The following is an 11,879-nucleotide window of genomic DNA, read 5'->3' on the forward strand; positions in this document are numbered from 1 at the left end:
AAAGGAAGCTTGAGAAATAACGCTCAGCTTCCTTTTTTATTCATATGCACTATATTATTGTATGACTTTTTCCTGTGCATCCTTTTTCATAAAACGTAATACATGGAAATGCTCTAATTGTGCTACTAAATTCCCTATAAGAATGAAGCTGCCACCAATCATTAATTTCATTGTTATGCCTTCTCCGATAAACATCATGGCAAACATAGCGGCAAAAATTGGTTCTAAGGAGAATATAAGACCTGTATGTGTAGCAGAAGTATACTGTTGTGCAACAGTTTGACCCACAAAGCAAAACGCACTACAGATGATGCCAAGCCCTAAAATTGCAATCCAGGATATTGCTGAATTTGGCATTGTCGGTGTTTCGAATAGAAAGGTTAACACAAGTGCATAAATACCAGCAAAGCCAAGCTGATAAATTCCGTATGAAATGGACTCTACATTTCGTGTGAATGAGCTATTTAAAAGTAAATAAATTGAATAACATAACGCAGCAATTGCTACTAATAAATCACCTTTATGGAATGTGAATGAGCCGTGTGCTGTTAAAACGGTAATACCAATCATGGTACAAATGATCGCAAAGCTAACTGCTCGAGAAGGTAATTTTTTTTCAATAAAGCTGCTAAAAATCGGCACTAACACGACCGTTAGGCTCAAGATGAAGCCAGCATTTGAAACAGAAGTAGATTGTAAACCAAATAAACTTAACGCGAACACAATGAATAATAAAAATCCTTGAATAGCCGCATATTTTAATGTTTTACCATTTACTTTGATCATCCGTTTGTAAAAAATAAGTCCTGCTACGAAAAATGCGATGATACAACGTAATGCCACCACATTATAAACTGCCAACGTTTCTAGCCCCATGACCATAAAGGTATAAGAGAGCCCCCAAAACATTGTGACAATAACCATCAATACATTTGCTTTTCCTTGGATACTCATTATGTTCACCTACCATCTGTGTACTAAAACAGTTTTATACTAAAAATTACTATATATCTTGTGTTGTGATTAGTAAAACGAATGTTTATAATGAATAGGATTAAAAAAATTCATGTATATAGAGGGATTGCGGATGAGCTTAGTGAAATATGAGATTTTAACAAAGGTGGCAGAGGTGGCAAGCTTTACAAAAGCAGCTGATGCGCTAGGGTTAACACAATCTGCTGTGAGTCATGCCGTGTCGAGTTTAGAAAAAGAGTTTGGCTTTGCGCTCATTCATCGAAGTCGTGTGGGTGTGACATTAACGAGTGAGGGACAAACAATGCTAAGGGCAATGCGTCAGGTTTTAGATGCTCAAGAATTATTGCAACAGGAAGCAGCTCACATTCATGGCGTGACACGAGGTAAGGTTCGAATTGGTGTGATATCGAGTATTTCTTCCAATTGGATGCCAGAGATTGTTCGAATTATGGATAATCAATTTCCAGGGATACAGGTGGAGTTACGAGAGGGAGATTACTATGAAATTGAACAATGGCTTTTAAGTGGTGAAGTAGAAGCAGGATTTTTGAATGGTCAAAAGTCAGAGCAATATCAGTTCACTGAGCTCCAACAAGACCCATTATTATGTATTGTTTCGGATAAAAGTCCATTGTTTGATAAGACAGAAATTGATATCGTAGATTTAGAGGATATGCCATTTATTATGACTTCCTATAAAGGGACAAATGATGTCAAGGTGCTATTAGAGCAATATCATGTTAAGCCGAATATCCGCTTTGAGCTTTCCGAGGAGGTAGGGATTCTTTCCATGATTTCCCATCATTTAGGGATCAGTATTTTACCTCAGTTGGTTATTCAAAATTTACCGCCAACATTGAGAGCGATTCCATTAAAGCAAGGTGGCTACCGAACAATTGGTATTGCCATGAAACACCATGCTTCGCCCGTCACAAAGAAATTTGCAGAGATATTAAGTGCTTGGCTAAAAGAACAAAACAGCTCCCTAAAATAGTGGCTATTGAAGCCTATCCTTACATTACGTTAAAATAGTATTTGTATATATTTCAGAAAATAGGTGAGTGTATGGGGACATTACAGGGCAAAACCGTACTCATTACAAGTGGGGGAACACTTGAAAAATGGGATCGTGTACGAGGTCATACGAATTTATCAAAAGGCACAATGGGGTGTTATTTAGCAGAGGCGGCGCTGGCTGCTGGCGCTAACGTAGTATACATGCATGGTTACTTTGCACAGCTCCCAGAAAACCAAAATGATATGACATTGATTCAATTTGAAGGCATAGAGGATTTAGGACAAAAGGTGCGTCATGCAGTTCAACAACAACATGTCGATATCGTCATTATGGCGGCTGCGGGCTCTGATTGGGTCATTGACAAAGTATATGATCAATCAGGTAATTTAATGGAGGAAACGGGGAAAATGCCTTCTGACGAACCACCTATTATTCATTTTAAAAAAGCACCAAAAGTATTAGGTCAAATTAAGGGATGGCAACCGAATGTAACGTTAGTAGGCTTTAAGCTCGAAGCAACGAATGATGAGGAATTCTTGTTAGCTCGTGCCAGACTGCGTATGGAAACAGCCAATGCACAATTTATGGTAGCAAATAGCTCTCAGTCTTTATATGGGGGGGATGAACCTCATTGGATTGTACCTGCTGATGGACAGCCTCTTAAAGTAATGGGCAAGCAAAAAACAGCAGAAGCTTTAATGATGTATTTACAAAATCAATAAATATGAACTGTGTAGAGAAATATTTCTACGCAGTTTTTTCTTGTCTAAAAGGTTAGCATCCTATAATATTTACTTAACGGTCGGTAAAAAAGGAGGGTAATAATGGGAAATAAAGAACAAACTTTTCAAAAGATTATAGAAATTGCTTATGGGATGTTTGCGGAAAATGGATTTGAAAAAACAAGCTTAGCAATGATTGCTACAGAGGTCGGTATTTCAAAACCAGCCATTTACTATTATTTTCAATCAAAAGATCAATTAATCGCTTTCATATTTGATGAATTGTATAAAGAAATTCAACATGATGTCGCTGTGGAGTATAAAGAGCTTTCTTCTGCTAATTTTAAGGAGGAATTACTTAAGCTAGGCTATAAATCTATTGAGGCACAGGACAAGGACCCTTATTTTAATAAAATATTTAATCAATATGTACTATTAGCGGCCCGCGATGAAAACTATAAAAGACAATTAGTAGAGCTAGAAACAAGCTTTTTAACGAGCTTTGTTGCTATCCTACGATATGGCGTACAGCTAGGCGTGCTAGAGGATACTCCCCATATAGAAGCGAAGGCACAGATGCTAGCCCTCGTCTATGATAATATCGGTAATTTCATGTTAACAGGCAACCAATTGAACTATAGGGCTATTTGGAAGGAGGCAGTGAATAGCGTTATCCAAGGGGGCAAAGATGACAAAAAGAAATGATGATCGGCGCATTGAAGGTCTTGATTTTGCAAGAGCTCTCGCCATGCTTGGCATGTTCATTGTCAATTTTGGCGTCATAACAGGTTCTACAACGAATGGTTCAACATGGTTAATGGCCTTCCAACATCTTTTCGAGGGACGTGCTTCGGCCGTATTTGTCATGCTAGCAGGAATAGGGACAGCCTTAATGACTCGTCAGGCTAGAGAGAGTAAGGACCCAATCCTTCTTCGTCAAAATCGACTTACTTTGTGGAAGAGGGCGCTTTTGTTATTTACGATAGGGATTATATTATATGCAATCGGCTGGACAGGAGATATCTTACATTATTATGGCGTGTATATGTTTGTTGCTGCTTGTTTGATTGCCCAATCCAAGAAAATGATGATCTTCATAATTGGTGCCATCCTTATCCTTTCACAATGGCTTCAAATTCAATTTAGTTACCTTGCTGGTTGGCATCCAACATATGTGCTACTAGAGTATCTTGATTTTTGGACACCAGCTGGATTTATAAGAAATTTGATGTTTAATGGCTATCATCCACTATTCCCCTGGATTTGCTTCTTTCTGATAGGGATGGTAATGGGCACATTAGATTTAACAAATCATACATTAAGAAAAAACTTACTGGTGATAGGCTTATTGCTAGTCATCGTGACTGAGACTTGTTCAACGTTATTCATTAAGATGACAACCATTCATTTATTAGATGTAGAGAGTGCATTGTATTTATTTGATACAGGACCGATTCCACCGAATATGATGTATGTCCTCTCTAATTCGGCTTCGGCTATTGTTATCATTGTTGGCTCCATCTATCTTGTAGAGACATGTAAAAATAAAGTTATTCAATCTTTCATATTAACTGGACAAATGTCTTTAACGCATTATGTTGGCCATGTTGTTATAGGCATTGGAATACTAATTATTTGCCAAAAGCTGGAGAACCAAACACTTGCTTTTTCCATGCTGTATGCCTGCTGTTATTTTTTAGGATGTGTCGTGGTTTCTGTATGGTGGAGGACTAAACATCATCGAGGCCCACTTGAATTCATGATGAGGAAATGGAGCTTGTAATAAATTAATGGATTGCCATCTATTTCTCACTGACTAGGCATAAAATACTTTAGGTATAGGGAGTCTTTTAATCTAAACGACATATTGCATAGTATTCAACTAGGTTTTCTAATATTTTGTATTGACATTCCTATAGCAGAATTATAGAATTATTTTCAAGAAACGCAGTACTCTTATCAAGAGAGGTGGAGGGACTTGGCCCAATGAAGCCTCGGCAACCGAACAACAGGTGCCAAATCCAACAGATGGTGTCTGAGAGATAGGAGGGGCTATCAATCAGTTTGATGCGTTGGCCTCTTTATGAACAATAAGGATAAAAAAGAAGGGGTGTATCGTATGGCTCAGTCAGTAAAAGTAGATGATAAGAAACTAGAGGCAATTGCGAAGGCGATTCAAAATCTTGAATTTGGTGAAGTGCATATTACGATTCAAGATGGTGTGATTGTGCAAATTAATAGGCTTGAAAAGCAGAGATTTCCGCAGAAAAAATAACAATGATTTCAGTAGAACTTATGTCAAACGGCCACCTATAAGCATGAAGGATTTCCTGTGCTTACAAGTGGCCCTTTTTTTGTGTAAAGGCTAGCTATAAAAGCTTTTTGGTATGGGACCGATATGACGGCGATGATAAAGCAAAGGCTCTTTTTGAGCATTTGTAATGTCTACGACCTGCCCAATAAAAATGGTATGGTCGCCAGCATCGATTTGCTGAAATGTTTTACATTGTAAATTAGCTGCTGTATCATGTAAAATCGGTAGTCCTAAAGAGGAAGTTGACCATTTTGCTTGTGCAAAGCGATCAGGGATTTTACTGGCAAATAGTGTACATAAATGCTCTTGATCACTCGCTAAAATATTGACCGCAAAATTTGGCGAAGTCGTGAAATAAGGATGGAGCTGAGATTTTTTATCGAGTGACCACAAAATAAGGAGCGGGTCGATTGAAACAGATGCAAAGGAATTGACGGTTAAGCCAATCGGTTTTGTGTCATGACATGTCGTGACAACTGTTACGCCTGTAGGATAATTACCTAATGCCAATTTAAAAGCAGCTACTAAATCTGTCATTCAAATCACCTCTTTATGAAATTAGTGAACGGAGTTTGTAGGTAAACGAAACTTTTTTTCATATCCTACTAGTAACTCCTTTTCTTGAGTAAATTTTAAACTAATCAAACATACAGGTAAAGGTAATGGGGAAAGAAAGGGGAATGGCCATGACTTTATATTTTGATCATTTGGTTCATCAAGTGGAATCACCAGAAAATATAAAGGTTTTCTTCAATAAACGAAATGTCCATACAGTGAATGGTGGGCAGCACACGATGTGGGGGACTTATAATACGTTAAGCTACTTTGGCTTAAGCTATATTGAACAAATTGCTATCTATGATCGTGATTTATTTGAGCAAGCGGCACAATACCCATATTCCCTACATTATACGTTTAAACGTGATCAAGAGCGCCAGGGATTTTCTCGAATTGCTCTGCGCACAAAAAATATTGAGGAAGAGGGTCGACGCTTGCGAGCATTGGGCTATGAAGTATATGGACCAGATGCATGTAGCAGAACAAGACCAGATGGCACTGTGGTAGAATGGAAGCTATTGCATTTTGGTAAGCCAGATCTGCCAATTGATTTTCCATTTTTGATTGAATGGGCGGAGGCAGATGAAGAGCGTTTGGTTCAATTAAAGGCAAGTGGTGCCATTGATGTCAAACAGGCTATAACCATGGAATCCGTCCAATTCTACGTCAAGGACATGCAGGCAACAGTACAACTGTGGCAAGAGGTGTTACAGCTACCAGTGCCTACGCAATATGAGCAGTATATGTCACTACAGCTACCGAATATGCGTTTAGATTTCTATGAGGAAGAGAGCGCGATGACAATGACACTTGGTCATGTCAAAGAGGGACCATTTGGTGTGACATTAAAGGATTCTAAACGAACAAAGGAAACTTTAGTTTGCCCTGGTGCTTTTTATTGGATAAATCGATAAGGAGAAAAGGCTGGAACATCACTAACAGGGACCTTCATTAAGCCGAATAATCTTTACATTAACAAACATGATAACTAGAAAAACCGAACTATTCCGAAACACTTCGTAAGCGTTTTAGTGGATAGCTCGGTATTTTTATGGGCTGAAACACTTTTGCTCTCGCCTTTTTACATAAGTATTGAAAAACAAAACCATCAATAGAATTTATTATGCTGGCTACTTGCTTTCCTGTGGATTTAGCGTTATAGAGGAGACCCTGGAGCGAAATCACCCCCTCACCTTGCTAAAAAGTTTTAGCAGTGACATGATCTTTAATTCAACAATATGGAAAAATCCACTTCATCAGAGAAGTGGATTTTCGTTGCCAATTATTATTCAATTGTCATTTTTTTCGGTGTTTCTGTACCTGTATACCAATCAAATTCAATTTCAAATGAATGCTTGTCGCCCTTTTTTGTATAGGAGTATTCGATTTTGAGCTGTTCACTTGGGCTGACAACTGTTGGCTCTGTGTCTTGAACAAAAGTGAATTCACCATTTTCTTTAAGCTTTTTTGCAATCGTTTCCAGTGTTGCTGCAAATTCTGCTACACTTTGTCGTTCTTTATGCTTCAAAATAACTTCAGTCATGGGTTTATTTTGTTTTTGCATCGAGATCCCTCCTTACGTATTGTTACTTCTATTATAACATGGAGGGGGCATTCAGCTTATAAAACAATACAAAAAGCGGATGAAGGAAACGATGCATTTCCTAATCCGCTGCTAATCTGGAACTACATGGATAGCCCCATTATGCTTATAGTTTTACAACATTTGATGCTTGGGGTCCACGATTGCCTTCCACAACATCAAATGAAACCTTTTGACCTTCTTCAAGTGTACGGAAGCCTTCCTCCTGGATGCCCGTAAAATGAACAAATACATCTTCGCCATCATCACATTCAATAAAGCCATAACCTTTTTCATTATTGAACCACTTTACGATCCCCTGTTGCATAAGCATTCGCCTCCAATGCGCTTGAATGTAAAATAAAGTTAATAAATGGTGCACTCATTGAGAAAATGTGAAAAAATTGCATTTTCTCTTAGAACATACAGGAATTGAACAAAGATGTCAATTGATTGACGAAATGCTTGCATATCTGGCTTTCTTTTTTTTCACAATTAAGACTATAATGGAAATGAACAACATAGAAAGTAGGATGCCAAATGACAACGAAAAATCAACCATTATCAGATTTAGAAATCGCTAGTCAAGCAGTGATCAAACCTATTACGGAAATTGCCAATGCTGCGGGTATTCCAGAGGATGCTCTTGAACAGTATGGCCGCTACAAAGCAAAGATCGACCCATTAAAAATTACTGCTCAGGGCGAGGATGCAAAGGTAGTATTAGTATCAGCTATTAGTCCAACCCCAGCTGGTGAAGGAAAGTCGACTGTGACTGTTGGACTAGCAGATGCCCTTCATCAATTAGATAAGAAGGTGATGGTCGCATTACGTGAACCATCATTAGGTCCAGTTATGGGCGTAAAAGGTGGCGCAACTGGCGGAGGTTACGCACAAGTTATACCAATGGAGGATATTAATTTACATTTTACTGGCGACCTTCATGCGATTACAACAGCTAACAATGCTTTATCCGCATTTATTGATAATCATATCCACCAAGGTAATACACTTAACATTGATCCACGACGCATTATTTGGAAGCGTGTCATGGACTTAAATGATCGTGCCCTTCGTAAGGTAGTGGTGGGATTAGGTGGTCCTGTTCAAGGCATGCCGCGTGAGGATGGCTTTGATATTACGGTTGCCTCTGAAATTATGGCAGTATTCTGTTTAGCAACAAGCATTGAGGATTTACGTGAGCGAATCGCTAGTATCGTGATTGGCTATACTTTCGAGCGTGAGCCTGTCTTTGTGCGTGATTTACAGGTAGAGGGTGCCTTAACACTATTATTAAAAGATGCCTTTAAGCCAAACCTAGTTCAAACATTAGAGGGAACACCTGCTATTATCCATGGTGGTCCATTTGCGAATATTGCTCACGGCTGTAATTCCATTATGGCGACACAAACCGCTCGTAAGCTAGCTGATATTGTGGTGACAGAAGCGGGCTTCGGCTCTGATTTAGGTGCTGAAAAATTCATGAACATTAAAGCTCGTAAGGGAGGCTTTAAACCAAGCGCAGTTGTCATTGTAGCGACAATTCGTGCCTTAAAAATGCATGGAGGTGTACCGAAAACAGCGCTTGTAGGCGAAAATGTGGAAGCACTTCTACAAGGGATTGAGAATTTAGCTAAACATGTAGATACAGTTCGTACATTTGGCGTTGAACCAATTATTGCGTTAAATCGTTTTATTACGGACACAGAGGCTGAGCTAGAAGCCGTTCTAAACTGGTGTCAAGAAAATCATGTTCGCATTGCCCGTACAAATGTCTGGGAAGAGGGCGGTAAAGGTGGTCTAGCCTTAGCTGAGCAAGTACTAGCTGTGCTAGAGGAAGAAAACAACTTCTCTCCTTTATATGATATAACGGAGTCGATTGAAGAAAAGGTACGTACGATTGTGCAAAAGGTATATGGCGGGAAAGATGTACAATTTACAGACCAAGCCAAAAAACAAATTGCCCAAATCGAAAAATTTGGTTGGGACTCCCTTCCAATTTGTATGGCGAAAACCCAGTATTCTTTATCAGACCAACCAAGTTTACTTGGTCGTCCAGAAGGCTTTACCATCACAATTCGTGAAGTTATTCCAAAGCTTGGTGCAGGCTTCTTAGTTTGTCTAACTGGCGATATTATGACAATGCCAGGACTTCCAAAAGCACCAGCTGCTCTACGCATGAATGTCGACAACGAAGGACATGCGGTAGGATTGTTCTAAATGATATTAAAAGCTGCCTACTTAAATCGGCAGCTTTTTTTTATTGATAATTTTGGTAAATTTGGTTCGTTGGAAGTGGCCTAACTCATCGACTATCTACAATGCAAACATGGTATAAAAGTGAAATTTCGGATGCTTCCTGCCTCTACCCCTTGAGTAAAAATTCGCAAAAATTAATTTTTTTAAATGATTTAAGATTCTAGTGAAAACTAGGATCTTTTTTATGTTGCACAAAAATCACGAGAACTTTCCTTATATAAATGTATTTGGTATTTTTTATCAATAGTTCTCTGATATTGGAAAGATAGAGCGGGTTTTTACAACGAAGGACAATTGTCAAATGAATTTTTATTTAAAAAATACATTGAATTTTCTTTTTCTTTTAAATATAATTTATTTAATTCTAATTCGGAACACTGTACCGATTATAGGAACACGGAGGGATGAAGTCTTGAAAATCGCAACAGATATTGGCGGTACTTTTACTGACCTAGTTTTCACAGATGAAAATGGAAATCTTCATTTTGATAAGGGACATACGACACCTGGTCACTTTGAGGATGGCATATTAAATGTATTAGGACGACATGTAACGGAAGATTCTTTCATTGAATCATTTATTCATGGATCGACGGTTATCATCAATACATTAACGGAAAGAAAAGGGGGCGTAGTTGGGTTAATTACAACAAAAGGTTTCCGTGATGTTATCGAAATTGCTCGTGGAAATCGACCAGACTTATATAACTTTAAATATAAAAAGCCAGAACCATTTGTAGAGCGTTATTTACGTCAAGAAATTGATGAGCGAATTGATTTTAAAGGAAATATTATGAAAGCGCTTAATACCGAGGAAGTTGACGAGATCGTATATAAATTTAAGGAATTAGGTGTTGAGGCGATTGCCATTTCCTTGATACACGGCTATAAAAATCCAATTCATGAACAACAGTTAAAAGAAGCCATTTTAAAAATTTGGCCCGACGTATATATCACACTTTCAAGTGAAACGATTAAAGAATACCGTGAGTATGAAAGAACAAACACAACAGTCCTTAATTCTTATGTAAAGCCAATTGCACATGCCTACTTAAAAAGCCTAAAAGAGAAATTAAGCACAATTGGCATTACAGACCATTTAAAAATTATGCAATCGAATGGCGGGACTACAAGCTTTGATAAAGCAATGGAGCTACCAATCAACCTCGTTGAATCTGGACCTGTAGCAGGGATGTTTGGGGCAGCTAAATTAGGTCAACTTTTAAATGAATCGAATATCATAGCTTTTGATGTTGGTGGGACGACAGCAAAATGTTCGCTTATTACAGATGGCAAAGTCAATGTTACAACAGATTACTATATTGAAAGAAATGAAAAATTTGCGGGCTATCCAATTAAAACACCTGTAGTGGATATTGTGGAAATAGGAAATGGCGGTGGCTCTATCGCACGTGTAGATCAGTTTGGCTCATTAAAGGTTGGACCAGATTCTGCTGGGGCAAAGCCAGGGCCTGTAGCATACGGCTTAGGGAATACACAGCCAACAATTACAGATGCCAATGTTTATTTAGGAAGATTATCCTTAGCAAACTTTGATAACCCAGTATCCATTGACAAAGTGGAGGAGGCTCTTGTTGAAGCAATTGCGAAACCATTTAATGTGTCAGCAGAAGAAGCAGCACAAGGTATTTTAGATATTGCAAACTCCAATATGTTAAATGCACTGAAGCTGATCTCTATTCGTAAAGGCTACGATCCTGAAGACTTTACAATGGTGGCATTTGGTGGTGGTGGTCCACTACATGCGATTAATTTAGCAGAAGAGCTTGGTATGAAAAAAGTCATTATTCCTTATGGCTCGTCCGTCTTCTCAGCATTAGGAATGATGATGACCGAATATCGACAAGATTACATTCAAACAAGTTTAATGAACTTTGACAAAGACCATCTTGCGGCTATTCAAGAAAATATTGATCAAGTCATTGCCAATGCCTATGCAGATGCACCATTATCAAAGGATCATTATTATTTTGAAATTAATTATGATTTACGCTACAAAGGTCAAGAGCATGCTGTTAAATTAAACGCATCAGCTATTACGCTTGATGAAGAGGGGCTACTTGCATTAGCTGAAGCCTTCCACATCAAACATAAACAAGAGTTTTCTTTTGAATTACCAGCCACACCAATTGAGTTAGTCAACTTACATCTTACAATCTACGGGAAAGATGAGGCGGTTCAATTTAAAGAGCTAGACTTCTCTCATATCGACAATTCTACATGTATCAAGGCACAACGCAATTTATATGTGAAGGGAACAGGTTGGATAGAGGTCAATGTCTATGACCAACAAAAATTAGTACCTGGCTATGTCATTACAGGACCTGCAATTGTAGAAAATCCAACATCTACGGTCGTAATCAATAATAATCAATCAATTGAAATTGATAAATACGGCAATTTGATAGTAGAGATGGAGGGGAAATAAAA

12 protein-coding genes and 1 riboswitch are annotated in these 11,879 nt (G+C 38.3%); of the genes, 8 read left to right on the top strand and 4 right to left on the bottom strand.

Translation table 11 applies throughout. The features are described 5' to 3' along the window. Positions 1 to 54: 54 nt before the first annotated feature. Positions 55 to 954: a DMT family transporter gene (locus L6W14_RS07660; protein WP_004269389.1), complete on the bottom strand. Its 900-nt coding sequence runs from the start codon at positions 952 to 954 to the stop codon at positions 55 to 57. 133 nt (positions 955 to 1,087) lie between these two features. Between L6W14_RS07660 and L6W14_RS07665 the strand changes: the two genes are divergently transcribed. The 5 genes from L6W14_RS07665 to L6W14_RS07685 all read left to right on the top strand — a co-directional run bounded on the left by L6W14_RS07665 (position 1,088) and on the right by L6W14_RS07685 (position 4,990). After that, positions 1,088 to 1,969, top strand: coding sequence for a LysR family transcriptional regulator (locus L6W14_RS07665; RefSeq protein ID WP_048390089.1), 882 nt, complete (start codon positions 1,088 to 1,090; stop codon positions 1,967 to 1,969). Between the two features lie 71 nt (positions 1,970 to 2,040). Beyond that, complete coding sequence (locus L6W14_RS07670; RefSeq protein ID WP_048390090.1) at positions 2,041 to 2,715, top strand: phosphopantothenoylcysteine decarboxylase domain-containing protein; 675 nt, start codon at positions 2,041 to 2,043, stop codon at positions 2,713 to 2,715. A gap of 102 nt (positions 2,716 to 2,817) precedes the next feature. Beyond that, positions 2,818 to 3,420 carry a TetR/AcrR family transcriptional regulator gene (locus L6W14_RS07675; RefSeq protein ID WP_131519769.1) on the top strand — a complete coding sequence of 201 codons (603 nt, stop codon included), beginning with the start codon at positions 2,818 to 2,820 and terminating at the stop codon, positions 3,418 to 3,420. After that, positions 3,404 to 4,498: a DUF418 domain-containing protein gene (locus tag L6W14_RS07680; protein ID WP_131519770.1), complete on the top strand. Its 1,095-nt coding sequence runs from the start codon at positions 3,404 to 3,406 to the stop codon at positions 4,496 to 4,498. Before L6W14_RS07675 ends, L6W14_RS07680 begins: the two co-directional genes overlap by 17 nt. A 170-nt stretch (positions 4,499 to 4,668) precedes the next feature. After that, positions 4,669 to 4,764, top strand: a riboswitch (SAM riboswitch). Between the two features lie 70 nt (positions 4,765 to 4,834). Continuing rightward, the gene (locus L6W14_RS07685; protein WP_004269393.1) at positions 4,835 to 4,990 is read left to right on the top strand and encodes a YezD family protein; all 156 of its coding nucleotides are present in this window, start codon (positions 4,835 to 4,837) and stop codon (positions 4,988 to 4,990) included. A 90-nt stretch (positions 4,991 to 5,080) separates the two neighbouring features. On the opposite strand, the gene L6W14_RS07690 is transcribed toward L6W14_RS07685, so the two are convergent. Beyond that, a complete protein-coding gene (locus tag L6W14_RS07690; RefSeq protein WP_131519771.1) occupies positions 5,081 to 5,566 on the bottom strand; it encodes a flavin reductase family protein in 486 nt (161 codons plus the stop codon). Between the two features lie 149 nt (positions 5,567 to 5,715). On the opposite strand from L6W14_RS07690, the gene L6W14_RS07695 reads away from it, so the two are divergent. Beyond that, positions 5,716 to 6,501, top strand: a complete 786-nt coding sequence (locus L6W14_RS07695; RefSeq protein ID WP_131519772.1) for a VOC family protein — start codon at positions 5,716 to 5,718, stop codon at positions 6,499 to 6,501. Between the two features lie 371 nt (positions 6,502 to 6,872). Here the strand turns inward: L6W14_RS07695 and L6W14_RS07700 are convergent, their stop codons facing one another. Together L6W14_RS07700 and L6W14_RS07705 are read right to left on the bottom strand one after the other, a co-directional pair. Then, on the bottom strand, positions 6,873 to 7,151 hold the full coding sequence (locus tag L6W14_RS07700; protein ID WP_048390101.1) for an amphi-Trp domain-containing protein: 279 nt from the start codon (positions 7,149 to 7,151) through the stop codon (positions 6,873 to 6,875). Between the two features lie 145 nt (positions 7,152 to 7,296). Then, positions 7,297 to 7,497: a cold-shock protein gene (locus L6W14_RS07705; protein WP_004269397.1), complete on the bottom strand. Its 201-nt coding sequence runs from the start codon at positions 7,495 to 7,497 to the stop codon at positions 7,297 to 7,299. A gap of 212 nt (positions 7,498 to 7,709) precedes the next feature. On the opposite strand from L6W14_RS07705, the gene L6W14_RS07710 reads away from it, so the two are divergent. Then, a complete protein-coding gene (locus L6W14_RS07710) occupies positions 7,710 to 9,389 on the top strand; it encodes a formate--tetrahydrofolate ligase (protein ID WP_131519773.1) in 1,680 nt (559 codons plus the stop codon). A gap of 451 nt (positions 9,390 to 9,840) precedes the next feature. After that, positions 9,841 to 11,877, top strand: a complete 2,037-nt coding sequence (locus L6W14_RS07715; RefSeq protein ID WP_237900201.1) for a hydantoinase/oxoprolinase family protein — start codon at positions 9,841 to 9,843, stop codon at positions 11,875 to 11,877. The last annotated feature ends 2 nt before the right edge of the window (positions 11,878 to 11,879 follow it).

This window comes from Lysinibacillus sp. ACHW1.5 (assembly GCF_022014815.1).
GTDB lineage: Bacteria > Bacillota > Bacilli > Bacillales_A > Planococcaceae > Lysinibacillus > Lysinibacillus capsici.